Consider the following 26,551-nt stretch of genomic DNA (forward strand, 5'->3'; position numbering starts at 1 on the left):
GGGTTTAGAACGTCGTGAGACAGTTCGGTCCCTATCTGCCGTGGGCGTTGGAGAATTGGTTGGGGCTGCTCCTAGTACGAGAGGACCGGAGTGGACGCATCACTGGTGTTCCGGTTGTGTCGCCAGACGCATTGCCGGGTAGCTAAGTGCGGAAGAGATAAGTGCTGAAAGCATCTAAGCACGAAACTTGCCAAGAGATGAGTTCTCCCACACATCAAGTGTGTAAGGGTTGTTTAAGACTAAGACGTAGATAGGCAGGGTGTGTAAGTGATGTGAGTCATTGAGCTAACCTGTACTAATTGCCCGAGGAGGCTTAACTATACAACGCTCAAGTGTTTTTGGAAAACAGAGTAAAAGAAAAAGAAATTAACTAAACGTTCAGCTTGTGCCCAATAAGAACGAGTGAAAGGTAGAGGAAGAGCTGAGTAGCGAAAGATAAAGACAAGTTATCAACGAATTATCCTGGCGGCGATAGTGCGGTGGAACCACCTGACACCATACCGAACTCAGAAGTGAAACGCTGTAATGCCGATGGTAGTGTGGGGCATCCCCATGTGAGAGTAGGGCACCGCCAGGTTTATTTTTTAGTTTATTTATTGAGTGAATTAAGAAAATAAAAAATTTTTGGCAGAGATAGTGCAATAGATCCACCTGATACCATACCGAACTCAGAAGTGAAATGTTGTAACGCTGATGGTAGTGTGGGGTATCCCCATGTGAGAGTAAGGCACTGCCAATTACCACATTTAGCGGAGTGGTAGTTCAGCTGGTTAGAATACCTGCCTGTCACGCAGGGGGTCGCGGGTTCGAGTCCCGTCCATTCCGCCAATTTATTCATACCAATAGGGGCGTAGTTCAATTGGTAGAGCACCGGTCTCCAAAACCGGGTGTTGGGAGTTCGAGCCTCTCCGCCCCTGCCATTAAAATCTTCTTTTCAACTAATTATAAAATATTTAATACTAATCCATTTTTTATATTATTTAATAATTCTTTTTATTTTTCTTTTTGAATTAGATATATAATTATCGAATTTTAAATATAAAAATAATTAGTATGAAATATCAATATTATCTTGGCATGATGTCTGGAACTAGTCTAGATGGAGTGGATGTTGCTCTCGTTGATTTTTCTCTAGAGCCTCGACTTATCTTATCTGATTTTTTTCCTATGCCAGAAAATTTACGTCAGAAATTAACCAAACTCATTCAAGCTGGTGAAACTACTCTGCAAAATTTAGGCGAACTCGATCATGAGCTTGCTTTACTGTATTGCGATTGTGTAAATACTTTTCTACAAAAATATAATCTTCTTCCAAGCCAAATTGAAGCTATTGGTTGTCATGGACAGACGGTATGGCACTCTCCTGCTTCAGCATTTCCTTTCACGATGCAACTAGGTGATATGAATTTATTGGCAGCGAAAACGGGAATATCTGTTATTGGTGATTTTCGTCGTAAAGATATGGCTTTAGGTGGACAAGGGGCTCCTCTTGTACCCGCTTTCCACAAAGCTGTATTCTCAAATCCTAATTTTGCCACAGTTGTTTTAAATATTGGTGGGATTAGTAATGTTTCTATATTGTTTCCTAATCAACCTGTAATTGGGTTTGATACAGGGCCAGGTAATACATTATTAGATCAATGGATAGAAAAACACCAAGGCCTTCGCTATGACAAAAATGGTGAGTGGGCTTCAAAAGGCAACGTGAATCAAATTCTGCTTGAGGAATTATTAAATGAATCTTTTTTCTCTTTACCCGCTCCAAAAAGTACAGGGAGAGAGCTATTTAATCTTGAGTGGTTAATTGGCAAAGTAGAAAAAGCATCTAAAAAACTTACCGCTCTTTGCTCCAAAATCATATTATCCCCAGAAGATGTGCAAGCGACGCTTGTTGAATTGACGGTAACAAGCATTGTCAATGCACTAAATCAGCTCCAAACAGATTTACCAAAACGTTTACTAGTATGTGGCGGTGGTGCCAAGAATAGCTTAATTATGCGTGGATTGTATGAGAATTTACTCGATTGGCAGGTTGGTACAACGACAGAGCAAGGTTTTGATATTGATTATGTAGAAGCCGCTGCTTTTGCTTGGTTGGCTTATTGTCGAATCAACAATTTACCAGCAAACCTGCCTAGAGTAACTGGCGCAAAAAGAGCGGTTAGTTTGGGGGCTATTTTCCCTAAAAACTAAGGTCAAAATATGAATGATATTATATTAAAAAGTTTATCCACGTTAATTACTGAACAACGAAATCCGAATTCAGTTGATATTGATCGTCAAAGTGCTTTAGATATTGTTCGATTAATGAATAAGGAAGATAAACAAGTTCCTTTAGCTATTGAAGCATGTTTGCCTGAGATTTCGTTAGCGGTAGATAAAATCGTTTATGCTTTCCAACAGGGCGGCCGTCTAGTGTATGTTGGGGCTGGGACGAGTGGTCGCCTCGGTGTATTGGATGCGTCAGAATGTCCTCCTACATTTGGTGTATCTTCAGAAATGGTCAAAGGTATTATTGCGGGAGGCGAACATGCTATCCGTCATCCCATAGAAGGGGCGGAAGATAATACGAAAGCTGTACTTGAGGATCTACAAAGCATAAATTTTTCAAAAAATGATGTATTAGTAGGAATCGCAGCAAGTGGTCGCACACCTTATGTTATTGCAGGTCTTCAGTACGCTAAATCTCTTGGTGCTTTGACAGTTTCTATTGCGAGTAATCCAAAATCTGCGATGGCTGAGATAGCCGATATTGCGATAGAGACGATTGTTGGGCCTGAAATATTGACGGGGTCTAGCCGCTTAAAATCTGGTACCGCACAAAAAATGGTACTGAATATGCTGACTACGGCAAGTATGATTTTATTGGGTAAATGTTACGAAAATTTGATGGTCGATGTACAAGCCAGTAATGAAAAGCTTAAAGCACGCGCTGTGCGTATTGTGATGCAAGCAACGGATTGCAATAAAACATTAGCCGAACAGACATTACTTGAAGCAGATCAAAATGCCAAACTGGCGATTATGATGATTTTAAGTAATTTATCAAAATTAGAGGCGAAGGCATTATTAGAAAGACATCAAGGTAAATTAAGAAATGCACTTTCTAAATAAGACAAAAACCTGATTGTAAAATCAGGTTTTATTTTGGAATTCCACGTAGTAATCCTACTGGTTCAAAAGGTTCCATTGAGGTTGGCGCAGGCATTTCTGTAAATAATAGAATAAATGGTTTAGGTGGAATTACTTTTTCATTGCGCCATAAGTTACCCATTCCGACAAGTTGGATATCTGCTGGTAAATTGTTAAGACCTGCTTGTAACACCGCTATTGTATTTGGACGAGGATGTCCTATTGCAATCGCGGTACCATGTTTCCTTGCATATTGAATTGCAGCTTGAAACTGATGTTGAACGTCAGCTAGTTCGTTACTGTCATCTAAAAATATGTGGCGATCTAATGAACGAACCCCTTGTTCTTTTGCTATTTTTCCTGCTACAGATTTTCCTATTGTTCGACTATCTAAAAAGAATAAATGTTTTTCTTGAAGTGCGGTCATTAAATAAGTCATTAATTGGGGATCGGCCGTAGCCGCACTGCCCATGTGATTATTCATGCCAATGGCATAATTTACGATATTTTTAGCCGTATTTACCCGATCATTGACCTGAGCTGAAGACATTCCTAAATGCAGCCCTCCATCTTCTATTTTTACCGCACTCACCGGTTGCATCGGCATATGAATTAAAATGTCTCGGCCTTGAGATTTTGCTTCTTGATTACGTGCTCGAGCATGAGGTGCAGCAGGAATAATTGCGACGGAAATTTCACGCGGCATTGCAAAAATAGCCGCATCTTCTTTGAGACGATAGCCTACGTCATCAATAACAATAGCAAGTTTATTTTGTGCAAGGGAGATGGAAGTATAAAGTGCGGTAGAAAAAATGATGAAATTTTTCACCGCACTTGTTATCAGAATATTCATCAACGAACCCACCCAGCAGGATTCACTGGCGTTCCTTTACGGCTAATACCAAAATAAAGCGCGGAACGTGATATTTCCCCTGTATTTCCTACTTGAGCAATAACCTGCCCTGCTGAAACAAGCTGACCAACTTTTACTGATACAGCTTGATTGAAGCCATATAAACTTAAGTCGGTTTCACCATGTTTGACGATGACCATATAACCGTAGCCATTCAAATACCCAGCTAAAATGACACGTCCAGCCGCAATCGCTTTGACTGCAGTTCCAGCTGAGGCACCAATAACCATACCTTTCCAACGAACTTCACCTGCCTGAATCGTTCCAAAATTATGTAAAGTTGGCCCTGAAACTGGTGCTGAATATTGTTTTTTGGCAATTCCTAAACCACTTGTACTGTTAAGCAATTGACGTTCTTGTGCTGTCGGTTGATAAGGTTTTGAAGTCCGTTTTTCTTCAGCTTTTTGTCGTTGTGAAAGTGCTTCTCGCTCTCTTTTTTCTTGTTCTAAGGCCGCTTTTTCGGCACGTTGAATTTCTTGACGGAGCGCTTGTTCATTAGCTTTTAGGCTATCCAATTTATTTTGATCTCTCGCCAAATTTTTATTAAGTTCATTTAGCGTAGATTGACGTTCTTGTTGTGCTTTTTGCAATGCTTGTTGTTGTTTCTTTTGTGTGGAAAGTTGATTTCGGTGGTTCTTTTGCTGAGCGAGAATCACCTCTTTTTGCGTTACAATTTGTGCTTGGGTTGCTTTTAAATTCTCAATCATTTCAATCCGAACTTGATTTAAATGCTGATAATAAACTTTCATTCGCTCTGCTTTTGTTGGCTCTTGGGCAAACATTCGTTCAATCAGTGATGGATTAATGCCTGAACGGTAAATTATATCTATTTGTTTGGCTAATCGTGCTTTTTGCTCACGTTCCTGTTTTTCTAATTGTTTGAGTTGCTTATCTGCATCGGCAATTTGCTTACGAATTTCCTTTAAACTTATTTCGGTTTCAAGCAGCTCACTCTCAACACTGTTAATTTTACTCTCGTGTTTTTTTAAATTCGCTTGCAACTTAGCTTGCTGAAGTTTTTGTTTCTCAATTTTAGATTCTTGTTGCTTAATTTGTTTTTGAATTTGATTGAGATCGGAAGATTGGCTGACAGGCGAAAATATTAATAAACCGCAGCTTAAAAGTGCGGTTAATAATAATGATGTTTTTTGATTAACGCCAAAACGCAACATAATTCATCCTAAATTCGTAAAACTCGCAAATCTTATCATATTTGTGAAAAGTCGAAAAAGTTTGATGGTTATTTTTTGCTAAAGATCAGTAAATCATTCCTTTTAACTTTTAAAGCTAAGGATTTTTTGCTATAAAATGCGCGTTCTTTTTATTTGAAAACATTAGGAGATTCTTATGGAATTAGTATTTATCCGTCACGGTTTTAGTGAATGGAATGCGAAAAACTTGTTCACTGGCTGGCGTGATGTAAATTTAACAGAACGTGGCGTAGAAGAAGCAAAAGCAGCGGGCAAAAAATTATTAGATGCTGGCTATGAGTTTGATATCGCATTTACATCTGTGCTAACTCGTGCAATCAAAACTTGTAACATCGTGTTAGAAGAATCCCATCAATTATGGATTCCTCAAGTGAAAAACTGGCGTTTAAATGAACGTCATTATGGTGCCTTACAAGGTTTAGATAAAAAAGCGACTGCGGAGCAATACGGTGACGAACAAGTTCATATTTGGCGTCGTTCTTATGACATTTCTCCACCAGATCTAGATCCACAAGATCCAAATTCTGCACACAATGACCGCCGTTACGCAAATATTCCATCTGACGTAGTGCCGAATGCTGAAAATCTAAAAATTACTTTAGAGCGTGCACTTCCATTCTGGGAAGACCAAATTGCACCAGCAATGCTTTCTGGTAAACGTGTTTTAGTTGTTGCTCACGGTAACTCACTCCGTGCGTTGGCAAAACATATTATCGGTATTTCTGATGCTGAAATTATGGATTTTGAAATTCCAACAGGTCAACCTTTAGTATTAAAACTAGATGATAAATTAAATTACGTAGAACATTACTACCTTTAATTTATCGCTTTACTTTTTTAATTTAACATTCAAAGTGCGGTTAATTTTAACCGCACTTTACGTTTAAGGAGACATGAATGAGAAAATTGATAACGTTCATTTTGGTGTTGTTGCCATTTTTTACGACATCAGTTACTGCAGCACCAGTACATAAAAATCAAATAAATAAAAAAATTGTAGTAACCAAATCTTTAGATAAAAAACAACAAACTAAAAAAACGAAAGAAACTAAATTAGTTCTAACCAAGAAAATGAGTACTAAAAATAAAAAACAAGTTGTGAAATTGACAGACAAAAAGCCTAAAGCTTTGGTAAAGGAAATTAGCTCGAAACCTAAGACATCTATTGAGAAAAAACCGACAACAGTTGTTTCAGAAAAACATGAAAAAGCAGCAAAGGAGAAATCAGTTTATAAGCCAGTGATCGTGCCACAATGTAATGATTTTTCTGTGTCAAAAGTGCTATCTGATGCATTTAAGCAGCAAGGAGATTCAACTAAAACCAGCATGATGGTGAAACAAATTCTTCAAGCAAGAGAAACGCAATTTTATCCACAAAAAGGCATTCGAAGCTGCCATGCTTTAGTAGTGACGGATGGAAAAAGTTATCAAACAGATTACAGCATTATTTTGAATGATAAAGGATTTTTCGTTCAGGTTGAGAATGCGATGAGTTTGTAAACTAGTTTGTTGAAATGAGCAACATTTTATCTTCTTGATAAAACAAAACCCCGCAAATTAGCGGGGTTTTTTAAACAAGTCCAAATTATTTTGTGCTTGGAATTTTGAAACGGCTGTTGAAACGCTCAACACGACCACCAGTATCAACAACACGTTGTTTACCAGTGTAGAATGGGTGGCAGTTACCACATACATCAAGATTGATGTCTTTACCTAAAGTTGAACGAGTTTTGATCACATTACCACAAGAACAGGTTGCTGTGATTTCTTTATATTCAGGATGAATACCTTGTTTCATAGAAAACCTCAAAATGAAGCCACGCCGCTATAAGAACTTTCTCCCCACACCGCGTGAGTTAATAATACGCCATAATTGGCACCAAATAGATCGCGGATTATACTGAAAAAATACAGATAAACAAGCCTTATTTTCGTGTAAAATCATTAGGATTTTTAACCGCACTTTTCTTTTATGTTAGCAAAATCTTCAAGTAACGCACCTTTTGCACAATCTGTGCTGAAATGGTATGACAAATTTGGCCGTAAACATTTGCCGTGGCAACAAGATAAAACGTTTTATGGCGTATGGCTTTCTGAGGTGATGTTACAACAAACACAAGTCGCGACAGTTATTCCTTATTTTGAGCGATTTATTAAAACATTTCCAAATATCACCGCACTTGCCAATGCTTCGCAAGACGAAGTTTTGCATTTATGGTCTGGTTTAGGTTATTACGCTCGGGCGCGTAATTTGCATAAAGCGGCCCAAAAAGTGCGGGATGAATTTAATGGAAATTTTCCGATAGACTTTATGCATGTTTGGGCGTTACCGGGTGTGGGGCGCTCGACAGCTGGGGCTATTTTATCTTCTGTATTAAATCAGCCTTATCCAATTTTAGACGGTAATGTAAAACGCGTGTTAGCTCGCTATTTTGCTATTGAAGGGTGGCCTGGCGAGAAAAAAGTAGAAAATTATTTGTGGACGTTGACGGAACAGGTTACACCCATAGATCGTGTGGCGGATTTTAATCAAGCTATGATGGATATTGGCGCGATGGTATGTACGCGAACCAAACCAAAATGTGAGCTTTGCCCATTAAATTTGGAGTGCTTAGCTTATCAAAATCATAGTTGGGAAAAGTTTCCTGCCAAAAAGCCTAAAAAAGATATGCCTGAAAAAGACACTTATTTTTTGATTTTATCTAAAAATGGCAAAGTGTGCTTGGAGCAGCGAGAAAACTCGGGGTTATGGGGCGGATTATTTTGTTTTCCACAATTTGAAGATAAAGCTTCGTTACTTAATTTTTTAGCGCAAGAAAAAGTCACGCATTATCAAGAATGGCCAGCTTTTCGTCATACCTTTAGCCATTTTCATTTAGATATCCATCCTATTTATGCTGAAATGGACGGTGGAATTAATATTGAGCAAGCTAATTTAGATTGGCGCAAAGTTGTGGAAAGTCCAAAAGAATATCAATCAAATCTATCAAGTGCAGTTAAATATTGGTATGATCCGAAAAATCCTGAACAGATCGGGCTGGCTCAGCCTGTGAAGAATCTTTTAATACAATTTGCAAGGAATTATTATGGCAAGAATGGTATTTTGTGAGTATCTCAAACAAGAAGCAGAAGGTTTAGATTTCCAACTTTATCCTGGAGAATTAGGTAAACGAATTTTTGATTCGGTGAGTAAGAAAGCTTGGGGTGAATGGATTAAGAAACAGACGATGTTAGTGAATGAGAAAAAACTCAATATGATGAATGCGGAACACCGTAAATTGTTAGAACAAGAAATGGTAAATTTTTTGTTTGAAGGTAAAGATGTTCATATTGAAGGTTATGTTCCTCCATCAAATTAATTGGCTGTTATACAATGAAAAAGTATTTAGTATTAGCGTTATTACCGCTTTTGTATGCTTGTAGCGACTCGTTGAATCGTGGAGGCATGAATTATGATGAGTCCTTTGCAAAAGACACGCAAGGGTTAGATATCCTCACAGGGCAATTCTCGCATAATATTGACCGCATTTGGGGGGTCAATGAATTGTTAGTGGCTAGTCGAAAAGATTACGTGAAATATACAGATTCTTTTTATACGCGTAGCCACGTGAGTTTTGATGAAGGTAATATCGTTATTGAAACTCAGCAAGATCTAAATCGATTACATAATGCTATTGTCCATACCTTGTTAATGGGGGCGGATGCAAAAGGTATTGATTTATTTGCATCTGGAGATGTGCCGATTAGCTCTCGCCCATTCCTTTTAGGGCAGGTTGTGGATCATCAAGGGCAACAAATTTCCAATCAAGTTATCGCAAGTAATTTCGCCACTTACTTGATTCAAAATAAATTACAAACTCGTCGATTGCAAAACGGGAATACTGTGCAATTTGTTGCAATTCCAATGATTGCAAATCACGTAGAAGTGCGTGCGCAGAAATATCTATCATTAGTTCGTAAAGCGGCTGAACGTTATGGCATTGATGAAAGTTTGATCTTAGGTATTATACAAACAGAATCTAGTTTTAACCCATACGCGATTAGCTATGCAAATGCAATTGGATTAATGCAAGTCGTGCCTCATACGGCAGGTCGAGATGTATTTGCAATGAAAGGAAAGGGCGGTCAACCATCAACTCGTTATTTATATGATCCTGCGAATAATATTGATGCTGGCGTATCTTATTTGTGGATTTTACAAAATCAATATTTAGATGGAATTACGAATCCAACCTCAAAACGTTTTGCAATGATTTCTGCTTATAATAGTGGGGCTGGTGCTGTATTGCGTGTTTTTGATAATGATAAGGATATGGCGATTTACAAAATTAACCAAATGTATCCAGAGCAAGTTTATCGCATTCTAACGACAGCTCACCCATCATCACAGGCTCGCAATTATTTGTTGAAAGTTGATAAGGCACAGAAAAAATTCCGTGTAAGACGATAATTGAATTTTTTCAGATAATCAAAAATGCTCGTTAGGAAATACCATCGAGCATTTTTTATAATAAGTGCGGTTTATTTTGAAATAATTTTATTATTTCGTTGTTTTAATAAACATATTGATGATTAACTATTCAAACGCAACGTTTTTTTGTATTTTTTTAAATTTAAGTGTTGACCGAATCCCAAAAAAATAGTTTAATACGCTCCGTTGTCAGGCAGTAGCCAATAACGATAACGCCTCGATAGCTCAGTCGGTAGAGCAGGGGATTGAAAATCCCCGTGTCGGTGGTTCGATTCCGCCTCGAGGCACCATTTCCTCCTTAGTTCAGTCGGTAGAACGGTGGACTGTTAATCCATATGTCGCAGGTTCGAGTCCCGCAGGAGGAGCCAAATTCAAAAAAAAGCCGCTAAAGAATTTTAGCGGCTTTTTGCTATCTCTTATTCCAGCACATAAATTATTTCCCCATTTAAAACGGAAGTTATTAAGCATCAGAATTAATTCTGTTTTTTCCCATCTTTTTTCCTTATCTTCTTTCTTTTGTATTTTCATTAATGCTTTGAATCAGTAAAGAAAAACGTTTATATGAACCTTGTGTATATTTATAAAGATTATATCTAGTTACAAAAGGAGTGGTTTCTTACAGTTTGTAATAATGAAATAAAGCCTTTATAGAGCATTCAAGGAAAACTCTTTGCCATATCTAATAATCAGGTCTTATCTTCTATAGTTTACTGTTTTTGATATTGAATCTTGGAGAGCGTATTGTGATGGAATATGAGACGGGAAATAAGATAACCCCAATAATAGTAGATAAAACAAAACCCCGCGATTAGTTTCGCGGGGCTTTGTTTAGTCAAATGGTGCTCTGGGCGAGACTTGAACTCGCACGACCTGTGGTCACTACCCCCTCAAGATAGCGTGTCTACCAATTCCACCACCAGAGCGTTAATTTTTATGCTAATCCTATTTTATTGTGGGATGTCGCTATTTTTATTTTCTTTCGCTGGAGCTGCTTGTTGTTGCTGAACTTGCTCTGCAGCTTGTGATAAATCGTCAAAAGCACCTTTTTGAATATTGCCTTTATGTGAATTCATGTTTCCCAAAACAAGAGCAATAACAAAAAATGCGGTTGCTAAAATCGCACTGGTACGTGTTAAAAAGTTACCTGCACCAGCAGCGCCAAACATTGTACCTGATGCGCCGCCACCAAAAGATGCGCCAGCGTTCGCTCCTTTACCTTGTTGAACGAGAATAAACCCGATCAAGGCAATCGCGACAACAACATAAATAAATAAAAGAACTTGATACATTTTTTCTCTCTAATTTGCAATTTTGCAAGAAAACCAGTCGTGAATGTTATAGAAAATTCAATTTTCTCGCAAGTGCTTTGCATAAAAAAAATATTAACTGGTTTAACTTTAATCAGTTTGACCGTTTGATTTACTGGATTTTTTTTGCCGCACTTTTAGGTTTTGCTCTATCGGATTTAATCATTTTAATGCGGCTTAATTGTCTTAATGCATTAAGATCTACAAAACGGACTAAATCAGGCAATATTTGATTCAAGTTATGCATAAATTGCTGATAGGTTGCTTGTTTTTGACTAATGTCTGTGAGTTGTGATTCCCAATGGGCGGTCATATCTGGTTGGGTGGCAATATCTGGTAATGCCTGAATTAAAATTCTTCCAGTTTCTGTGCTATGAATATTTCGCCCTTTTTTCGTTAAAAAACCGCGTTTAAAAAGTAACTCAATGATGCCAGCGCGAGTAGCCTCTGTGCCCAATCCATCCGTTTCTCGCAGAATTTTTTTGAGTTCTTTATCCTGTACAAATCGTGCAATTCCCGTCATTGCTGAAAGCAAAGTTGCATTTGTGAAAGGCTTTGGCGGCTGAGTTTTTTTACTAATTACCTCTCCGCGTTCACAATTCAAAATTTGTCCTTTCTTTACTATTGGTAATAAGGGTTCTTGATTTTCTGTGCCGTCTTCTTTGCCTAATAATTCTTTCCACCCAGCCGTTTGTAAATTTCGCGCTTGGGCTATAAAAGTACCGCCGGCGATATTTAATGTGATTTTGCTTTTACGATATTCTGCGTCAGGACAAAATTGCATTAAATATTGGCGAGCGATAAGGCTGTAAATATTACGTTCTTCTTGTGTTAGATTTACTGGACGATTTTTGGCGGTTGGAATGATTGCATGGTGAGCTTCTACTTTTTTATCATTCCAACAGCGATTTCTTTGTTCAATTGAAATGACATTTGGTAAGACTTGATAAGCTTCACAATGGGTTGAAATTGCATTTAATACGTTATGACGTTCTGTAAAATGTTCTTCGGGCAAATATCGACAATCAGAACGCGGATAAGTAATTAAACGATGAGTTTCATATAGGCGTTGGCACGTATCTAATACGGCTTGAGCGGACATACCGAATCGCTTTGCTGCATCAATTTGTAACGCAGAAAGGGAATAAGGCAAGGGCGCCGTTTCTTTTTCACGAACGTCTTTGTATTCGGTTACTTCTGCTGGTTGATTTGTAATACGTTTTACAACGTTTTCTGCTAATCCTTTAGAGAGCACCCTGCCGTCATCATCTTGGTAATCTTCACAAGCTTTGCTAGGTTGCCATAAGGCACTAAAAAGTGCGGTTGATTTCCCCTGAGTTTTTTGTTCTTTATTCTCTGGATTAATCCAGGCTAGTACTTCAAAGAAATCTTTCGGTTGGAAATGTTCAATTTCCAAATCTCGACGTACAATTAAACCCAGCACAGGGGTTTGCACTCGACCAACCGAAAGCACGCCATCATAGCCAGTTTGTCTGCCACGAATAGTATAGGCTCTCGTCATATTGATGCCATAAAGCCAATCGGCGCGAGCTCGTGCGAGTGCGGATGTGGCAAGAGGAATAAAATTACGGTTGGGTTGTAATTTTTTAACCGCTTTTTCTACCGCACTTGGATTTAGGTCGCTAATCAAGCAGCGTAAAATTTTATCGCGTTTTTCTGCAGATAAATTGGCATAGCTGAACACTTCATCGACAAGTAATTGTCCTTCTCTATCAGGGTCTCCCGCATTAACAAGTGTATCGGCTTGATGGATTAGTTTTTCCACTACAGAAAGTTGTTTTTTTACTTCTTTTCGTGGTAAAAGTTGCCATTTTTCAGGAATGATAGGGAGATGTTCTAAACGCCATTGTTTGAATTTAGGATCATAGGCATCGGGTTCTGCTTGCTCGAGTAGATGCCCTACACACCAAGTTACTACATCATTATCGCCACATTTAATAAAACCATCGCCGCGTTGATGAGGCTTGGGGAGCACATCAGCAATAGCGCGAGCTAAGCTTGGTTTTTCGGCGATAAATAAACGCATAATGGTATGAGAAGATTAGTCGATTTGACGACGACCTAGAAAAGAGTGAGTAAGCGTTGTGCCGTCCACAGTTTCCAGTTCACCACCGACAGGAATGCCATGTGCGATACGACTCACTTTGATATTATGTTGGCGGCACATTTCAGCGATGTAGTTTGCTGTTGCATCACCTTCCACTGTTGGGTTTGTTGCAAGAATTACCTCATGGAAAGATTCTTCTACTAAACGTTTTTGCAGTAAATCTAAGCCAATTTCACGAGGTCCAATACCATCAAGTGGTGATAAGTGTCCCATTAAGACAAAATAACGTCCTGAAAATTGCCCTGTTTGCTCAATAGCTTGAATATCTGCGGGCATTTCAACGACACAAAGCAAACCTGAATTTTGACGGCGTGGATTATTGCAAATGTTGCAAGTGTCTTCTTCCGTAAAGTCTCGACATTGTGAACAATGGCCAATTTTAGACATAGCTTCTGTGAGTGCTCGAGCTAAATTCATTCCACCGCTACGATTACGCTGTAAAAGATGATAAGCCATACGTTGCGCAGATTTAGGCCCTACGCCTGGAAGACAACGTAAGTTTTCAATAAGGTGTTCTAAAAGTGGGCTACTTTGCATAGTGTTTTAATGAGAGGCAAATGAGAGATGACGCGTGAATCTTATATTCACGCGCCTAATAATTAAAACGGAAACTTCATTCCTGGAGGCAATGGCATTCCAGCAGTAACCGATGCCAATTTTTCTTTTTGTAATTCTTCTGCACGACGTACCGCATCGTTAAAAGCGGCCGCGATTAAATCTTCTAACATTTCTTTATCGTCTTCCATTAAAGACGGATCAATGTCAATGCGACGGCAGTTATGTGCACCATTAATTGTGATTTTCACTAAACCTGCACCAGATTCACCCGTTACTTCTAGTTGCGCGATTTCTTCCTGCATTTTTTGCATTTTTTCTTGCATTTGTTGGGCTTGTTTCATTAAGCCGCCTAAACCGCCTTTTCCAAACATAATGTTATCCTTTATTAAGTCAAAAATTGCGTGCATTCTAGCGAAAAAATGGGCTTTTGGGAACAGTGGGGTTAATGATTTGGGGTATTTAAAATCTCAGAAAATTTCACCGCACTTTTGAAGTCAAGTGCGGTGAAATTTAGTGCGGTTTAGAATGGGAAGAGACGGTTATTCAGGCGTAATCCAGTCGACCGTCCAGCTTCCTGTACCTTCTGGAACTAATGTTTTTGTGAGGTAAGGCAAAATTTCTTTCATTTGAGTTTCTAATGTCCAAGGTGGATTAATTACTACCATACCGCTTGCTGTCATGCCTCGTTGATCGCTATCAGGGCGAACAGAGAGTTCAATTTTTAGAATTTTTCTAATCCCCGTTGCTTCTAATCCCTTAAAAATACGTTTAGTTTGTTGGCGTAATACAACGGGATACCAAATCGCATAACTGCCAGTGGCAAAACGCTTATAGCCTTCTTCAATGGCTTTGACGACAAGATCATAATCTTCTTTTAATTCATAAGGCGGATCGATTAGCACCAAGCCACGGCGTTCTTTGGGAGGTAGCGTTGCTTTGACTTGTTGAAAGCCATTGTCACATTTTACGGTGACATTTTTGTAGTCACTAAAATTATTTCGAAGGATTGGATAATCGCTAGGATGAAGCTCGGTCAATAGTGCACGATCTTGTGGGCGCAACAATTCCGCGGCAATTAACGGTGAGCCAGCGTAATAACGTAGTTCTTTGCCACCATAATTGAGTTTTTTGATCATTTTTACATAACGAGCAACATCTTCGGGTAAGTCTGTTTGATCCCACAAGCGTCCAATACCTTCTTTATATTCCCCCATTTTTTCTGATTCGTTTGAGGATAAACGATAACGACCTACACCAGAGTGCGTATCCAAATAAAAAAAGCCTTTTTCTTTGAGTTTAAGGTTTTCCAAAATGAGCATTAAAACAATATGTTTCAAGACATCGGCATGATTGCCAGCGTGAAATGAGTGACGATAACTCAGCATAATATATCCTTTGTTTAATAACGAAGGCGAGTCAATTGACTCGCCCGATTACACACTAAAGTGCGGCCATTTTTAGAAGAGTTCTTGTGGTTGCGTCGCTGGCGTATTGCCTTCATTATTTAAGCGTTGCTGTAACTCTGTAGGAACGTAATAACCACGCTCTTGCATTTCCGAAAGATAGGTTCTAGTTGGTTCAGTACCTACAATAAAATATTCTTTGCGCCCACCGTTTGGAGAAAGCAATCCAGTCATCGTATCAATACTTTTTTCCATAATTTTCGGTGGTAATGGTAATTTACGTTCAGGTTTGTCGCTCAATGCAGTTTTCATATAAGCGACCCAAGCTGGCATCGCTGTTTTCGTCCCCGCTTCTCCGCGCCCAAGTACACGTTTGTTGTCGTCAAATCCGACATAAGTTGTGGTTACTAAGTTTGCACCAAATCCTGCATACCAAGCTACTTTTGAACTGTTGGTAGTACCTGTTTTTCCGCCTATATCGCTACGTTTAATGGTTTGTGCAATGCGCCAACTGGTGCCTTTCCAGTCTAAACCTTGTTCTCCATAAATCGCAGTATTTAAGGCACTACGAATGAGAAAGGCAAGTTCGCCACTAATGACACGTGGCGCATATTCTATTTTTGACGAGGCATTTTTTGCTGCTGCCATTAAATCAATCGCATCTTCTTTAAGTGCGGTCACATTTGACTGTAATTCTGGCAGTTCTGGTACCGTTTCAGGTTGTTGATCAACTTCTTCACCGTTTGTACTGTCATCTGATGGTTTTAAGGCATTCTCGCCTAAAGGAATATTGGCAAAGCCGTTGATTTTATCTTTCGTTTCACCATAAACCACAGGGAGATCATTACATTCAATACAAGCAATTTTAGGGTTTGCAACAAATAAGTCATTACCCGTGTTATCTTGAATTTTTTCAATGATATAAGGTTCAATGAGGAAACCGCCATTATCAAACACCGCATAAGCTCTAGCCATTTCTAATGGTGTGAAAGAGGCAGCGCCAAGCGCTAAGGCTTCACTAGCAAAATATTGATCACGTTTAAAACCAAAACGTTGTAAAAATTCTGCTGTGAAATCAATACCTGCCGTTTGGATCGCACGAATAGCAATCATATTTTTGGATTGACCTAATCCTACGCGTAAACGCATTGGACCATCATAACGATCAGGTGAGTTTTTGGGTTGCCACAGTTTTTGTCCCGGTTTTTGAATAGAAATCGGACTGTCTTGTAGTACGCTAGAAAGCGTTAATCCTTTTTCTAATGCCGCTGCGTAAATAAATGGTTTAATAGAAGAACCCACTTGAACTAAGGATTGTGTCGCACGGTTGAACTTACTTTGTTCATAGCTAAAGCCACCAACAATGGCTTCAATCGCACCATTATCTGAGTTAAGAGATACTAACGCAGAGTTAGCTGCTGGAATTTGCCCTAATTGCCATTCACCATTAGTGCGTTGACGAATCCAAATTTGCTCACCTACTTTTACAGGATTACTTCTGCCAGTCCAACGCATTGCATTAGTGGAGAGCGTCATTTTTTCACCAGATGCTAATAATAGATCTGCCCCACCTTTTGCCATGCCAACCACAGCTGCGGGAATAAATGGTTCAGAATCTGGCAATTTACGTAAAAACGCTAGAATACGTTCATCATCCCAAGCTGCTTCATTTTTTTGCCATAAAGGCGCACCACCACGATACCCACGACGCATATCGTAATCAATTAAGTTGTTACGCACAGCTTTTTGGGCTTCATCTTGGTCTTTTGAAAGTACAGTGGTAAATACTTTATAACCACTGGTGTAAGCATTTTCTTCGCCAAAACGGCGAACCATTTCTTGGCGTACCATTTCAGTGACGTAATCCGCACGGAACTCAAATTTAGCCCCATGGTAACTGGCGACAATAGGCTCTTTTAATGCAGCATCATATTCTTCTTTGCTGATGTATTTTTCATCTAACATTCGGCTTAGCACCACATTGCGGCGTTCTTCTGAACGTTTTAAAGAATAAAGCGGGTTCATTGTTGAAGGTGCTTTAGGTAAACCAGCAATAATCGCCATTTCCGATAACGTCAATTCATTTAATGATTTACCGAAATAGGTTTGTGCCGCCGCTGCAACACCATAAGAACGATAGCCTAAAAAGATTTTGTTTAAATAAAGCTCTAAGATTTCTTGTTTAGTGAGAGTATTTTCAATTTCTACGGCAAGCACGGCTTCACGAGCTTTACGAATAATGGTTTTTTCTGGAGTTAAGAAAAAGTTACGCGCTAATTGTTGAGTGATCGTACTTGCACCTTGTGATGCACCGCCATTACTCACTGCGACAAACAATGCACGGGCAATGCCGATAGGGTCTAATCCGTGATGATCGTAAAAACGACTGTCTTCCGTCGCTAAAAATGCGTCAATTAAGCGTTGTGGCACATCGGCTAATTTTACTGGAATACGGCGTTGCTCGCCCACTTCGCCAATTAATTTACCGTCGGCCGTATAAATCTGCATTGGTTGCTGTAATTCAACAGTTCTTAATGTTTCTACTGAGGGCAATTCAGATTTTAGGTGGAAATACAGCATTCCGCCAGCCACTAAACCTAAAATACATAAAGTTAATAGGGTGCTTAATATTAATTTTGCGATCCGCATCGTAAAATTCTCGCTTCGTTAATGAATATTCTTGTCAAGAGACCTATGATTTGGCTGTTAAGTATAAAAGATTCAGCCTTTAAAGAATAGGAAAGAATATGCAATTCTCCCTGAAAAATTACCGCACTTTACAAATCGGCATTCATCGTAAGCAGGGGTATTTTGATTTTGTGTGGTTTAATGATCTTGAACAGCCACAAAGTTATCAAATCTTTGTTAATGATCGTGATTTTAAAAATCGTTTTTTACAACAGCTAAAAACACAATATCAAGGGAAAACCTTTCCTTTGCAGTTTGTGGCAAGTATTCCCGCTCACTTAACTTGGTCGAAAGTATTAATGTTGCCACAAGTGTTAAATGCGCAAGAATGTCATCAACAATGTAAATTTGTGATTGAAAAAGAGCTGCCTATTTCTTTAGAAGAATTGTGGTTTGATTATCGTTCTACTCCGTTAAAGCAAGGTTTTCGATTAGACGTTACTGCAATTCGTAAAAGTACTGCTCAAACTTATTTGCAAGATTTTCAGCCATTTAAAATTAATGTATTGGATGTTGCATCAAATGCTGTTTTGCGTGCATTTCAATATCTGTTGAATGAACAAGTGCGGTCAGAAAATACCTTGTTTTTATTTCAAGAAGATGACTATTGTTTGGCGATTTGTGAAAAAGCACAGCAATCGCAAATTTTACAATCTCACGAAAATTTGACCGCACTTTATGAACAATTTACCGAACGTTTTGAAGGGCAAATTGAACGAATTTTGGTTTATCAAATTCCTTCAAGTCATACGCCATTACCAGAAAACTGGCAGCGAGTAGAAACGGATTTACCTTTTATCGCACTTGGCAATGCGCTGTGGCAAAAAGATTTATATCAACAAAAAGTGAGTAGTTAAATGTCGATGAATTTATTGCCTTGGCGTACTTATCAACATCAAAAGCGTTTACGTAGTTTAGCTTTTTATATCGCTTTATTTATCTTGCTTGCTATTAATTTAATGTTGGCTTTTAGCAATTTGATTGAACAACAGCAACAAAATTTGCAGGCACAGCAAAAGTCTTTTGAAAAATTTAATCAACAGCTTCATAAAACTACCATACAAATTGAACAGTTACGCAGTGCGGTGCAAGTTGGTGAAGTTTTGCAATCTCTCACGAACGGGCAAGTTCAAAATAGTTTGCAACGATTAAGTGAATTACCTCTTCAGAAAGGCGAATTAAACCGATTTAAACAAGATGGCCATAACTTAAGTTTTGAGGGTCGAGCGCAAGATCAAATGGAATTTGAGTCGGTACATCAATTTTTAAAGCAACATTTCCCCAATGTGAAATTAAGTCAAGTTCAGCCTGAGCAACATACATTGTTTTTTCGCTTTGATGTGGAAGAAGTTGGAGAAGATAAGTGAAAGCCTTTTTGAACGATCCTTTTACTCCTTTTGGAAAATGGCTAAGTCAGCCTTTTTATGTGCACGGTTTAACCTTTTTATTGTTATTAAGTGCGGTGATTTTTCGCCCCGTTTTAGATTATATAGAGGGTAACTCCCGTCTCCATGAAACTGAAGATGAGTTAGCGGTGAAGCGTTCAGAATTATTGCATCAACAGAAAATTTTAACTTCTTTACAGCAGCAATCGGAAAATCGAAAACTTTCTCCTGAACTGGCTGCACAAATTATGCCTTTGAATAAACAAATTCAACGTTTAGCTGCGCGTAACGGTTTATCTCAGCATTTACGTTGGGAAATGGGGCAACAGCCCATTTTGCATTTACAGCTTACGGGGCATTTTGAAAAAACGAGGATATTTTTAACCGCACTTTTAGCTAATACGTCACAGCTTTCTGTAAGCCGGTTGCAATTTATGAAACCTGAAGACAGCTCATTGCAAACCGAGATCATTTTTCAGCTAGATAAGGAGGCAAAATGAAGTATTGGTTTTACCTGATTACATTATTTTTTATGAATTGCAGTTGGGGACAAGATCCTTTCGATAAAACACAGCGTAACCGTTCTCAGTTTGATAACGCACAAACAGTAATGGAGCAGACAGAAATAATTTCCTCAGATGTACCTAATAATCTATGTGGAGCTGATGAAAATCGCCAAGCGGCTGAAATTCCTTTGAACGCTTTAAAATTGGTGGGCGTAGTGATTTCTAAAGATAAAGCGTTTGCGTTATTGCTGGATCAGGATTTGCAAATTTACAGCGTTTTAGAGGGCGTTGATGTAGCTAAAGAAGGATATGTTGTAACAAAAATCAATCAAAATAAAGTTCAATTTATGCGTAAGCTCGGTGAGCAATGTGATAGCACTGAACAGAAAGAATTAAGTTTTTAAAGGAAGATTATGAAGAAATATCTTTTAAAGTGCGGTTGTTTTTTAGTTGTTTTTTGTTTGCCATTAATCGTTTTTGCTAACCCAAAAACTGATAACGAACGTTTTTTTATTCGTTTATCGCAAGCGCCTTTAGCTCAAACACTGGAGCAATTAGCTTTTCAATATGATGTCAATTTAGTGATGGATGAGGCGTTAGAAGGCAATATTTCTTTGAAATTAAACAATATTGATATGCCACGTTTGCTAAAAATAATCGCAAAAAGTAAGCATCTTACTTTGAATAAAGATGATGGGGTTTATTATTTAAACGGCAGTCAATCTGGCAAAGGTCAAGTTGCAGGAAATCTTACGACAAATGAACCGCACTTAGTGAGTCACACGGTAAAACTTCATTTTGCTAAAGCCTCTGAATTAATGAAATCCTTAACAACAGGAAGTGGATCTTTGCTTTCTCCTGCGGGGAGCATTACCTTTGATGATCGCAGTAATTTGCTGGTTATTCAGGATGAACCTCGTTCTGTGCAAAATATCAAAAAACTGATTGCTGAAATGGATAAGCCTATTGAACAGATCGCTATTGAAGCGCGAATTGTGACAATTACGGATGAGAGTTTGAAAGAACTTGGCGTTCGGTGGGGGATTTTTAATCCAACTGAAAATGCAAGACGAGTTGCGGGCAGCCTTACAGGCAATAGCTTTGAAAATATTGCGGATAATCTTAATGTAAATTTTGCGACAACGACGACACCTGCTGGCTCGATAGCATTACAAGTCGCGAGAATTAATGGGCGATTGCTTGATTTAGAATTGAGCGCTTTGGAACGTGAAAATAATGTAGAAATTATCGCTAGTCCTCGCTTACTCACTACCAATAAGAAAAGTGCGAGCATTAAACAGGGGACAGAAATTCCTTATGTCGTGAGCAATACCCGTAATGATACGCAATCTGTGGAATTTCGTGAGGCAGTGCTTGGTTTGGAAGTGACGCCACATATTTCTAAAGATAACAATATCTTGCTTGATTTATTAGTGAGCCAAAACTCACCAGGTTCTCGTGTCGCTTATGGACAAAACGAGGTGGTTTCTATTGATAAGCAAGAAATTAATACTCAGGTTTTTGCCAAAGATGGGGAAACCATTGTGCTTGGCGGCGTGTTCCACGATACGATCACAAAAAGCGAAGATAAAGTGCCAGTACTTGGCGATATACCAGGCATTAAACGATTGTTTAGTAAAGAAAGTGAACGACATCAAAAACGTGAGCTAGTGATTTTCGTGACGCCACATATTTTAAAAGCTGGAGAAACGTTAGATGCCTTGAAACAAAAAAGTGCGGGTAAAAAGTTACAATGAGTTACTGCCGTTTGTTTTATCACATTGTTTTTAGGACAAAAGACAGTGTTTATGCCATTAATGAAGAAAATGAGAAAATTCTCTATGATTACATTTGGGGATTTGTTAAAGCGCACCAATCTATACTTCATCGAATTAATGGTATGCCAGATCATCTACATTTATTTGTTGAATTACACCAAACGATTTCAGTGGCTGAATTTGTTCGTAAATTAAAAAAATCGACACACCGTTTTTTAGATGAAAATAAATCATTATTTCCAGAATTTACGGCTTGGTCAGTAGGATATTGCGCATTAACTTATAGCGACAGGGATAAACATCAACTTATTAATTACATTAAGAATCAAAAACAGCATCACAAAGAAACCCATTTCAATGATGAAATGAAGAGTCTATTTCAACTTGAAGAAATGGATTTTAACGTAGAATGGTTTGAGAGAAATGTTTAGTTGTTTTTGGGAATGCTTATTTTTCCCCCTAGGTTTGTAATCCGTGGGTAAGTATACCCACGGTTAGTGAGGGTAATCGTGGTTCCCCTTTGGGGAACGCTTACACCTACCCTAGGTTTGTAATCCGTGGGTAAGTATACCCACGGTTAGTGATAGTAATCGTAGTTCCCCTTTGGGGAACGCTTACATCTACCCTAGGTTTGTAAGTCGTGGGTAGGTATACTCACGTTTAGTGATAGTAATCATAGCTCCCCTTTTGAGAATGCTTATATTTACCCTAGGTTTGTAAGCGATGGTAATCGTAGTTCCCCTTTGAGGGAACGCTTATATCTACCCCAACGGGGTAGCATTACAATTAGCCTAGGGTATACCTACCCTAGGTTACTACATCTACCCTAAGTTGCAGTAATCACTAATAAGGATCAAATGAACTTCTTCAATTTTCGCTGTATCCACTGTCGTGGCAATCTTCATATTGCAAGAAATGGGCTATGTTCACGTTGCCAAAAACAAATTAAATCTTTTCCTTATTGCGGTCATTGTGGTTCGGAATTGCAATATTATGCGCTGCATTGTGGTAATTGCCTTAAACAAGAACCTAGTTGGGATAAGATGGTCATTATAGGGCATTATATTGAGCCACTTTCGATATTGATTCACCGTTTTAAATTTCAAAATCAATTTTGGATTGACCGCACTTTAGCTCGGCTTTTATATCTTGCGGTGCGTGATGCTAAGCGAACACATCAACTTAAATTGCCAGAAGCAATCATTCCCGTGCCTTTATATCATTTTCGTCAGTGGCGACGGGGTTATAATCAGGCTGATTTATTATCTCGGCAATTAAGTCGTTGGCTGGATATTCCTAATTTGAACAATATCGTAAAACGTGTGAGACATACCCATACTCAACGTGGTCTGAGTGCAAAAGATCGTCGTCAGAATTTAAAAAATGCCTTTTCTCTTGCTGTTTCGAAAAATGAGTTTCCTTATCGTCGTGTCGCGCTGGTGGATGATGTAATTACTACAGGTTCTACACTCAATGAAATCTCAAAATTGTTGCGAAAATTAGGAGTGGAGGAGATCCAAGTGTGGGGGCTGGTGCGGGCTTAATATAAAGCACTGGAAAAAAAAGCACGATGAGCGTATTATTCCCTATACTTTCTCTCAAGTATTTAGGACATAATTATGGAACAAGCAACCCAGCAAATCGCTATTTCTGATGCCGCACAAGCGCATTTTCGAAAACTTTTAGACACGCAAGAAGAAGGAACAAATATTCGTATCTTCGTGGTTAATCCAGGCACACCTAACGCGGAATGTGGCGTATCTTATTGCCCACCGAATGCCGTGGAAGAAAGCGATGTTGAAATGAAATATAATACTTTTTCTGCATTTATTGATGAGGTTAGCTTACCTTTCTTAGAAGAAGCAGAAATTGATTATGTTACCGAAGAGCTTGGTGCACAACTTACCTTAAAAGCACCAAATGCTAAAATGCGTAAGGTGGCTGATGATGCGCCATTAATTGAACGTGTTGAATATGTGATTCAAACTCAAATTAATCCACAGCTTGCAAATCACGGTGGACGCATAACTTTAATTGAAATTACTGAAGATGGTTACGCAATTTTACAATTCGGTGGTGGCTGTAATGGTTGCTCAATGGTGGACGTTACATTAAAAGATGGCGTAGAAAAACAACTTGTTAGCCTATTCCCAAATGAATTAAAAGGTGCAAAAGATATAACCGAGCATCAACGTGGAGAACATTCTTATTATTAGTGAGTTATAAAAAGAAGATTTATAATGACCGCACTTTTGAAAGTGCGGTTATTTTTATGGAGAAAAAATGAAAATACTTCAACAAGATGATTTTGGTTATTGGTTGCTTACACAAGGTTCTAATCTGTATTTAGTGAATAATGAATTGCCTTTTGGTATCGCTAAAGATGTTGATTTGGAAGGATTGAAAGCAATGCAAATTGGAGAATGGAAAAATAATCCCTTATGGCTTGTTGCAGAGCAAATAAATGACGAACGAGAATATGTGAGTTTGCGTAAATTACTTTCACTGCCAGAGGATGAATTTTATATATTAAGTCGAGGTGTGGAAATTAATCATTTTCTGAAAACCCATAAATTCTGTGGAAAGTGCGGTCATAAAACACAACAAACTCAAGATGAACTTGCCGTGCAATGTACTCACTGTGGGTATCGAACTTATCCTGTGATTTGCCCATCAATTATTGTTGCGGTTCGTCGTGGTCACGAAATTCTATTGGCAAATCATAAGCGACATTATAGTCCTAACGGAGGAATATACACGACGCTTGCAGGTTTTGTCGAAGTAGGGGAAACATTTGAACAAGCGGTGCAGAGAGAGGTTTTTGAAGAAACAGGGATTTCAATAAAAAATCTTCGTTATTTCGGTAGCCAGCCTTGGGCATTTCCAAACTCTCAAATGGTGGGTTTTCTTGCTGATTATGAAAGCGGAGAAATAACATTGCAGGAAAGTGAAATTCACGATGCACAATGGTTTTCTTATGATCAACCCTTGCCAGAATTACCGCCAACGGGTACTATCGCTCGCAAATTAATTCATGCGACGCTTGAACTTTGTAAAGCGGAACATAAATGCGATTCATAAATATTCCAACTCTTACGAATTAAGGAAATAAGATGCGAAATCCGATTCATAAACGCTTAGAAAACTTAGAAAGTTGGCAACATCTGACTTTTATGGCTGCTTTATGTGAACGTATGACACCAAATTTTAAATTGTTCTGTCAAATGAACGAGCTTAGCGTTGAAGCCAAAACGTATCAAAATATTCTCAATTTGGTGTGGGAATATTTAACAATTAAAGAGGTTAAAATCAACTTTGAAAATCAGCTGGAAAAATTAGAAAGCATTATTCCCGATGTGAATGATTATGATAGTTTTGGTGTTGTGCCTGCATTAGATGCTTGTCAGGCTTTAGCTGAAATTTTACACGCCATTATTGCGGGCGAAACTTTAGAAAAAGCGGTAGAAATAAGCTTAATTTCGTTGGGAACAATAAGAGCGTTATTGGAAACAGAAACTGGACGAGATTGGTCAGAAAGTGAGCTAAAAGAAAATGAAGATATTCAAACAGAACTTGATGTGCAATGGCAAGTTTATCGTTTGCTTAAAGAATGTGAAAAACGTGATATTGAATTAATTTTAGCTTTAAAAAATGAAATTCGGACTGAGGGCATATCTAACATTGGTATAGAATTTCATCAATAACGTGAGATTTGTCACAATTTTTATAAATCATGCTTTTAATTCATCTCAAGTTAGATTATCCTTTGCACAGCTTTTGCGACGAGTTCGCAAAGATACTTTTAAAGAATCAAATTTTTATTTAACAGAAGGTACAAATTTATGAACAAAACAGATTTAATTGATGCAATTGCAAACGCTGCAGAGTTAAACAAAAAACAAGCTAAAGCAGCGTTAGAAGCGACTTTAGATGCAATTACTGCAAGCCTAAAAGAAGGTGAGCCTGTACAATTAATCGGTTTCGGTACATTTAAAGTAAATGAACGTGCTGCTCGTACTGGCCGTAACCCACAAACTGGTGCTGAAATCCAAATCGCAGCATCTAAAGTGCCAGCATTTGTATCTGGTAAAGCATTAAAAGATGCAATCAAATAATTAATATTTGAATGATTTTAAACCCTGCCAATGAGCAGGGTTTTTTGTTACCTAAAATTTACTTTACAAAACAATCTTCTTTAAATAAACTTTCGAACCGAAATTTATTGCATCTAAGGATAGCTTTATGAAAAAAAGTAGCCAGCCTCGTAATACTAAACAACGTCGCCATACTATTATGCAACTTTTGCAAGAACAAGGTGAGGTAAGTGTAGAACAGCTAGTACAGCTTTTTGATATATCTGAAGTGACTATTCGTAAAGACTTAAGTGCGCTAGAAACAAATGGTTTTTTATTGCGTAAATATGGTGGCGCAATTTTAATGCCAAAAGAAATTATTGATGAAAACGAAAATGATGAACTTACGAAACGAAAGTTTGTCATAGCGAAAGCCGCCGCCGAACGTATTCGTGATCATAACCGTATTATCGTAGATAGCGGTAGTACTACAGCGGCTCTGATTAAGCAACTTAATTTAAAACAAGGCTTAGTGGTCATGACGAACTCACTTTCGGTGGCAACAGAATTGAGAGCATTAGAAAATGAGCCAACGTTGCTGATGACTGGTGGCACTTGGGATACTCGTTCGGAATCGTTTCAAGGAAAAGTAGCTGAACAGGTGCTACGTTCTTACGATTTCGACCAACTTTTTATTGGTGCCGATGGCATTGATTTAGCGCGAGGTTCTACGACCTTTAATGAACTTGTAGGATTAAGTCAGGTGATGGCGGAAGTTTCTCGTGAAGTTGTTGTGATGGTGGAATCTCAGAAAATTGGGCGAAAAATGCCAAATTTAGAATTAACTTGGAAACAAATTGATGTGCTTATTACTGATACAGGATTGTCAGAACAAGATAAACAAGCCATTTTAGCTCATGGCGTAGAAGTAATTTGCGTATAAAGTGCGGTTAAAAAACTAGACGTATTTTTTATTTAATTAACAATAAGGAAAGCTT

The 26,551-nt window shown here is 38.4% G+C and carries 28 protein-coding genes, 5 tRNA genes and 3 rRNA genes; 26 read left to right on the forward strand and 10 right to left on the reverse strand.

The window, feature by feature from the left end:
- From GG9_RS0108595 to murQ, 7 genes are all read left to right on the forward strand, one after another.
- Window positions 1-321: ribosomal RNA gene (locus GG9_RS0108595) — 23S ribosomal RNA — on the forward strand; the annotation flags it as partial.
- 140 nt (window positions 322-461) lie between these two features.
- Window positions 462-577, forward strand: a 5S ribosomal RNA gene (rrf, locus tag GG9_RS0108600).
- A gap of 46 nt (window positions 578-623) precedes the next feature.
- Window positions 624-739, forward strand: a 5S ribosomal RNA gene (rrf, locus tag GG9_RS0108605).
- Between the two features lie 12 nt (window positions 740-751).
- Window positions 752-828: transfer RNA gene (locus tag GG9_RS0108610), tRNA-Asp, on the forward strand.
- 16 nt (window positions 829-844) lie between these two features.
- Window positions 845-920: transfer RNA gene (locus tag GG9_RS0108615), tRNA-Trp, on the forward strand.
- Window positions 921-1,053: 133 nt separating this feature from the next.
- Window positions 1,054-2,193, forward strand: coding sequence for an anhydro-N-acetylmuramic acid kinase (locus GG9_RS05790; protein WP_005630920.1), 1,140 nt, complete (start codon window positions 1,054-1,056; stop codon window positions 2,191-2,193).
- 9 nt (window positions 2,194-2,202) lie between these two features.
- Entirely contained in the window at window positions 2,203-3,114 is a 912-nt protein-coding gene (gene murQ / locus GG9_RS05785) for an N-acetylmuramic acid 6-phosphate etherase (protein WP_005630921.1), read from the forward strand.
- Between the two features lie 28 nt (window positions 3,115-3,142).
- Here the strand turns inward: murQ and GG9_RS05780 are convergent, their stop codons facing one another.
- Together GG9_RS05780 and envC are read right to left on the reverse strand one after the other, a co-directional pair.
- Window positions 3,143-3,985, reverse strand: a complete 843-nt coding sequence (locus GG9_RS05780) for a divergent polysaccharide deacetylase family protein (protein ID WP_005630922.1) — start codon at window positions 3,983-3,985, stop codon at window positions 3,143-3,145.
- A complete protein-coding gene (gene envC / locus GG9_RS05775; RefSeq protein WP_005630923.1) occupies window positions 3,985-5,217 on the reverse strand; it encodes a murein hydrolase activator EnvC in 1,233 nt (410 codons plus the stop codon). Before envC ends, GG9_RS05780 begins: the two co-directional genes overlap by 1 nt.
- A gap of 175 nt (window positions 5,218-5,392) precedes the next feature.
- Here envC and GG9_RS05770 point away from each other — a divergent pair, with 175 nt between their 5' ends.
- Together GG9_RS05770 and GG9_RS0108620 are read left to right on the forward strand one after the other, a co-directional pair.
- Window positions 5,393-6,076, forward strand: a complete 684-nt coding sequence (locus GG9_RS05770; RefSeq protein WP_005625827.1) for a 2,3-diphosphoglycerate-dependent phosphoglycerate mutase — start codon at window positions 5,393-5,395, stop codon at window positions 6,074-6,076.
- 77 nt (window positions 6,077-6,153) lie between these two features.
- Window positions 6,154-6,756 carry a hypothetical protein gene (locus GG9_RS0108620; RefSeq protein WP_032825061.1) on the forward strand — a complete coding sequence of 201 codons (603 nt, stop codon included), beginning with the start codon at window positions 6,154-6,156 and terminating at the stop codon, window positions 6,754-6,756.
- Window positions 6,757-6,841: 85 nt separating this feature from the next.
- Here GG9_RS0108620 and rpmE read toward each other — a convergent pair whose 3' ends face one another.
- A complete protein-coding gene (rpmE, locus tag GG9_RS05765; RefSeq protein ID WP_005625828.1) occupies window positions 6,842-7,054 on the reverse strand; it encodes a 50S ribosomal protein L31 in 213 nt (70 codons plus the stop codon).
- Window positions 7,055-7,228: 174 nt separating this feature from the next.
- Here rpmE and mutY point away from each other — a divergent pair, with 174 nt between their 5' ends.
- The 5 genes from mutY (at window position 7,229) to GG9_RS0108630 (ending at window position 10,095) form a co-directional block, all read left to right on the forward strand.
- On the forward strand, window positions 7,229-8,365 hold the full coding sequence (gene mutY, locus GG9_RS05760; protein ID WP_005630924.1) for an A/G-specific adenine glycosylase: 1,137 nt from the start codon (window positions 7,229-7,231) through the stop codon (window positions 8,363-8,365).
- Complete coding sequence (locus tag GG9_RS05755; protein WP_005625838.1) at window positions 8,343-8,615, forward strand: oxidative damage protection protein; 273 nt, start codon at window positions 8,343-8,345, stop codon at window positions 8,613-8,615. Before mutY ends, GG9_RS05755 begins: the two co-directional genes overlap by 23 nt.
- Before the next feature lie 14 nt (window positions 8,616-8,629).
- Window positions 8,630-9,706: a membrane-bound lytic murein transglycosylase MltC gene (gene mltC, locus GG9_RS05750; RefSeq protein ID WP_005630925.1), complete on the forward strand. Its 1,077-nt coding sequence runs from the start codon at window positions 8,630-8,632 to the stop codon at window positions 9,704-9,706.
- Between the two features lie 235 nt (window positions 9,707-9,941).
- Window positions 9,942-10,017 (forward strand) — tRNA-Phe (locus GG9_RS0108625).
- 2 nt (window positions 10,018-10,019) lie between these two features.
- Window positions 10,020-10,095, forward strand: a tRNA-Asn gene (locus GG9_RS0108630).
- 469 nt (window positions 10,096-10,564) lie between these two features.
- Here the strand turns inward: GG9_RS0108630 and GG9_RS0108635 are convergent.
- The 7 genes from GG9_RS0108635 to GG9_RS05720 all read right to left on the reverse strand — a co-directional run bounded on the left by GG9_RS0108635 (window position 10,565) and on the right by GG9_RS05720 (window position 17,772).
- Window positions 10,565-10,650 (reverse strand) — tRNA-Leu (locus GG9_RS0108635).
- Between the two features lie 24 nt (window positions 10,651-10,674).
- Entirely contained in the window at window positions 10,675-11,016 is a 342-nt protein-coding gene (gene secG, locus GG9_RS05745) for a preprotein translocase subunit SecG (RefSeq protein WP_005630926.1), read from the reverse strand.
- Between the two features lie 130 nt (window positions 11,017-11,146).
- Window positions 11,147-13,081 (reverse strand): DNA topoisomerase III, encoded by a 1,935-nt coding sequence (locus tag GG9_RS05740; RefSeq protein WP_005630927.1) that lies wholly within the window; start codon window positions 13,079-13,081, stop codon window positions 11,147-11,149.
- 15 nt (window positions 13,082-13,096) lie between these two features.
- On the reverse strand, window positions 13,097-13,699 hold the full coding sequence (gene recR, locus GG9_RS05735) for a recombination mediator RecR (protein WP_005626527.1): 603 nt from the start codon (window positions 13,697-13,699) through the stop codon (window positions 13,097-13,099).
- A 62-nt stretch (window positions 13,700-13,761) separates the two neighbouring features.
- Window positions 13,762-14,091: a YbaB/EbfC family nucleoid-associated protein gene (locus GG9_RS05730; protein ID WP_005630928.1), complete on the reverse strand. Its 330-nt coding sequence runs from the start codon at window positions 14,089-14,091 to the stop codon at window positions 13,762-13,764.
- Between the two features lie 168 nt (window positions 14,092-14,259).
- Window positions 14,260-15,105 (reverse strand): 23S rRNA (adenine(2030)-N(6))-methyltransferase RlmJ, encoded by an 846-nt coding sequence (locus GG9_RS05725; RefSeq protein WP_005630930.1) that lies wholly within the window; start codon window positions 15,103-15,105, stop codon window positions 14,260-14,262.
- A gap of 72 nt (window positions 15,106-15,177) precedes the next feature.
- Complete coding sequence (locus tag GG9_RS05720) at window positions 15,178-17,772, reverse strand: penicillin-binding protein 1A (protein WP_005630931.1); 2,595 nt, start codon at window positions 17,770-17,772, stop codon at window positions 15,178-15,180.
- A gap of 98 nt (window positions 17,773-17,870) precedes the next feature.
- Between GG9_RS05720 and GG9_RS05715 the strand changes: the two genes are divergently transcribed.
- The 12 genes from GG9_RS05715 to GG9_RS05660 all read left to right on the forward strand — a co-directional run bounded on the left by GG9_RS05715 (window position 17,871) and on the right by GG9_RS05660 (window position 26,496).
- A complete protein-coding gene (locus GG9_RS05715) occupies window positions 17,871-18,668 on the forward strand; it encodes a type IV pilus biogenesis protein PilM (RefSeq protein WP_005630933.1) in 798 nt (265 codons plus the stop codon).
- Window positions 18,669-19,178, forward strand: coding sequence for a hypothetical protein (locus GG9_RS05710; RefSeq protein WP_005630935.1), 510 nt, complete (start codon window positions 18,669-18,671; stop codon window positions 19,176-19,178).
- Window positions 19,175-19,696 (forward strand): competence protein ComC, encoded by a 522-nt coding sequence (gene comC, locus GG9_RS05705; RefSeq protein ID WP_005630937.1) that lies wholly within the window; start codon window positions 19,175-19,177, stop codon window positions 19,694-19,696. The genes GG9_RS05710 and comC overlap by 4 nt, the downstream gene beginning before the upstream one ends.
- Window positions 19,693-20,106 carry a pilus assembly protein PilP gene (locus GG9_RS05700; RefSeq protein ID WP_005630939.1) on the forward strand — a complete coding sequence of 138 codons (414 nt, stop codon included), beginning with the start codon at window positions 19,693-19,695 and terminating at the stop codon, window positions 20,104-20,106. Before comC ends, GG9_RS05700 begins: the two co-directional genes overlap by 4 nt.
- Window positions 20,107-20,115: 9 nt before the next feature.
- Window positions 20,116-21,459 (forward strand): type IV pilus secretin PilQ family protein, encoded by a 1,344-nt coding sequence (locus tag GG9_RS05695; RefSeq protein WP_005630941.1) that lies wholly within the window; start codon window positions 20,116-20,118, stop codon window positions 21,457-21,459.
- The gene (tnpA, locus tag GG9_RS05690; protein WP_005630943.1) at window positions 21,456-21,911 is read left to right on the forward strand and encodes an IS200/IS605 family transposase; all 456 of its coding nucleotides are present in this window, start codon (window positions 21,456-21,458) and stop codon (window positions 21,909-21,911) included. Before GG9_RS05695 ends, tnpA begins: the two co-directional genes overlap by 4 nt.
- 426 nt (window positions 21,912-22,337) lie before the next feature.
- Window positions 22,338-23,024 (forward strand): ComF family protein, encoded by a 687-nt coding sequence (locus GG9_RS05685; RefSeq protein WP_005630945.1) that lies wholly within the window; start codon window positions 22,338-22,340, stop codon window positions 23,022-23,024.
- A gap of 75 nt (window positions 23,025-23,099) precedes the next feature.
- Window positions 23,100-23,696, forward strand: a complete 597-nt coding sequence (gene nfuA, locus GG9_RS05680) for a Fe-S biogenesis protein NfuA (protein ID WP_005630948.1) — start codon at window positions 23,100-23,102, stop codon at window positions 23,694-23,696.
- 67 nt (window positions 23,697-23,763) lie between these two features.
- Entirely contained in the window at window positions 23,764-24,561 is a 798-nt protein-coding gene (gene nudC, locus GG9_RS05675) for an NAD(+) diphosphatase (protein ID WP_005630950.1), read from the forward strand.
- A gap of 32 nt (window positions 24,562-24,593) precedes the next feature.
- Window positions 24,594-25,184, forward strand: coding sequence for a YjaG family protein (locus GG9_RS05670; RefSeq protein WP_005630952.1), 591 nt, complete (start codon window positions 24,594-24,596; stop codon window positions 25,182-25,184).
- A gap of 138 nt (window positions 25,185-25,322) precedes the next feature.
- Entirely contained in the window at window positions 25,323-25,595 is a 273-nt protein-coding gene (locus tag GG9_RS05665; protein ID WP_005630954.1) for an HU family DNA-binding protein, read from the forward strand.
- Window positions 25,596-25,722: 127 nt separating this feature from the next.
- Window positions 25,723-26,496, forward strand: coding sequence for a DeoR/GlpR family DNA-binding transcription regulator (locus tag GG9_RS05660; protein WP_005630956.1), 774 nt, complete (start codon window positions 25,723-25,725; stop codon window positions 26,494-26,496).
- Window positions 26,497-26,551 lie beyond the last annotated feature (55 nt).

The sequence above is a fragment of the Haemophilus haemolyticus M19501 genome (genome assembly GCF_000222025.1).
Lineage (GTDB): Bacteria > Pseudomonadota > Gammaproteobacteria > Enterobacterales > Pasteurellaceae > Haemophilus > Haemophilus haemolyticus_G.

What these genes read in the sequence shown, in the direction of transcription:
- GG9_RS05790 (WP_005630920.1), top strand. Translation starts at nt 1,054, where the DNA reads ATGAAATATCAATATTATCTTGGCATGATGTCTGGAACTAGTCTAGAT.
- murQ (WP_005630921.1), top strand. Translation starts at nt 2,203, where the DNA reads ATGAATGATATTATATTAAAAAGTTTATCCACGTTAATTACTGAACAA.
- GG9_RS05780 (WP_005630922.1), bottom strand. Translation starts at nt 3,985, where the DNA reads ATGAATATTCTGATAACAAGTGCGGTGAAAAATTTCATCATTTTTTCT.
- envC (WP_005630923.1), bottom strand. Translation starts at nt 5,217, where the DNA reads ATGTTGCGTTTTGGCGTTAATCAAAAAACATCATTATTATTAACCGCA.
- GG9_RS05770 (WP_005625827.1), top strand. Translation starts at nt 5,393, where the DNA reads ATGGAATTAGTATTTATCCGTCACGGTTTTAGTGAATGGAATGCGAAA.
- GG9_RS0108620 (WP_032825061.1), top strand. Translation starts at nt 6,154, where the DNA reads ATGAGAAAATTGATAACGTTCATTTTGGTGTTGTTGCCATTTTTTACG.
- rpmE (WP_005625828.1), bottom strand. Translation starts at nt 7,054, where the DNA reads ATGAAACAAGGTATTCATCCTGAATATAAAGAAATCACAGCAACCTGT.
- mutY (WP_005630924.1), top strand. Translation starts at nt 7,229, where the DNA reads ATGTTAGCAAAATCTTCAAGTAACGCACCTTTTGCACAATCTGTGCTG.
- GG9_RS05755 (WP_005625838.1), top strand. Translation starts at nt 8,343, where the DNA reads ATGGCAAGAATGGTATTTTGTGAGTATCTCAAACAAGAAGCAGAAGGT.
- mltC (WP_005630925.1), top strand. Translation starts at nt 8,630, where the DNA reads ATGAAAAAGTATTTAGTATTAGCGTTATTACCGCTTTTGTATGCTTGT.
- secG (WP_005630926.1), bottom strand. Translation starts at nt 11,016, where the DNA reads ATGTATCAAGTTCTTTTATTTATTTATGTTGTTGTCGCGATTGCCTTG.
- GG9_RS05740 (WP_005630927.1), bottom strand. Translation starts at nt 13,081, where the DNA reads ATGCGTTTATTTATCGCCGAAAAACCAAGCTTAGCTCGCGCTATTGCT.
- recR (WP_005626527.1), bottom strand. Translation starts at nt 13,699, where the DNA reads ATGCAAAGTAGCCCACTTTTAGAACACCTTATTGAAAACTTACGTTGT.
- GG9_RS05730 (WP_005630928.1), bottom strand. Translation starts at nt 14,091, where the DNA reads ATGTTTGGAAAAGGCGGTTTAGGCGGCTTAATGAAACAAGCCCAACAA.
- GG9_RS05725 (WP_005630930.1), bottom strand. Translation starts at nt 15,105, where the DNA reads ATGCTGAGTTATCGTCACTCATTTCACGCTGGCAATCATGCCGATGTC.
- GG9_RS05720 (WP_005630931.1), bottom strand. Translation starts at nt 17,772, where the DNA reads ATGCGGATCGCAAAATTAATATTAAGCACCCTATTAACTTTATGTATT.
- GG9_RS05715 (WP_005630933.1), top strand. Translation starts at nt 17,871, where the DNA reads ATGCAATTCTCCCTGAAAAATTACCGCACTTTACAAATCGGCATTCAT.
- GG9_RS05710 (WP_005630935.1), top strand. Translation starts at nt 18,669, where the DNA reads ATGTCGATGAATTTATTGCCTTGGCGTACTTATCAACATCAAAAGCGT.
- GG9_RS05700 (WP_005630939.1), top strand. Translation starts at nt 19,693, where the DNA reads ATGAAGTATTGGTTTTACCTGATTACATTATTTTTTATGAATTGCAGT.
- GG9_RS05695 (WP_005630941.1), top strand. Translation starts at nt 20,116, where the DNA reads ATGAAGAAATATCTTTTAAAGTGCGGTTGTTTTTTAGTTGTTTTTTGT.
- tnpA (WP_005630943.1), top strand. Translation starts at nt 21,456, where the DNA reads ATGAGTTACTGCCGTTTGTTTTATCACATTGTTTTTAGGACAAAAGAC.
- GG9_RS05685 (WP_005630945.1), top strand. Translation starts at nt 22,338, where the DNA reads ATGAACTTCTTCAATTTTCGCTGTATCCACTGTCGTGGCAATCTTCAT.
- nfuA (WP_005630948.1), top strand. Translation starts at nt 23,100, where the DNA reads ATGGAACAAGCAACCCAGCAAATCGCTATTTCTGATGCCGCACAAGCG.
- nudC (WP_005630950.1), top strand. Translation starts at nt 23,764, where the DNA reads ATGAAAATACTTCAACAAGATGATTTTGGTTATTGGTTGCTTACACAA.
- GG9_RS05670 (WP_005630952.1), top strand. Translation starts at nt 24,594, where the DNA reads ATGCGAAATCCGATTCATAAACGCTTAGAAAACTTAGAAAGTTGGCAA.
- GG9_RS05665 (WP_005630954.1), top strand. Translation starts at nt 25,323, where the DNA reads ATGAACAAAACAGATTTAATTGATGCAATTGCAAACGCTGCAGAGTTA.
- GG9_RS05660 (WP_005630956.1), top strand. Translation starts at nt 25,723, where the DNA reads ATGAAAAAAAGTAGCCAGCCTCGTAATACTAAACAACGTCGCCATACT.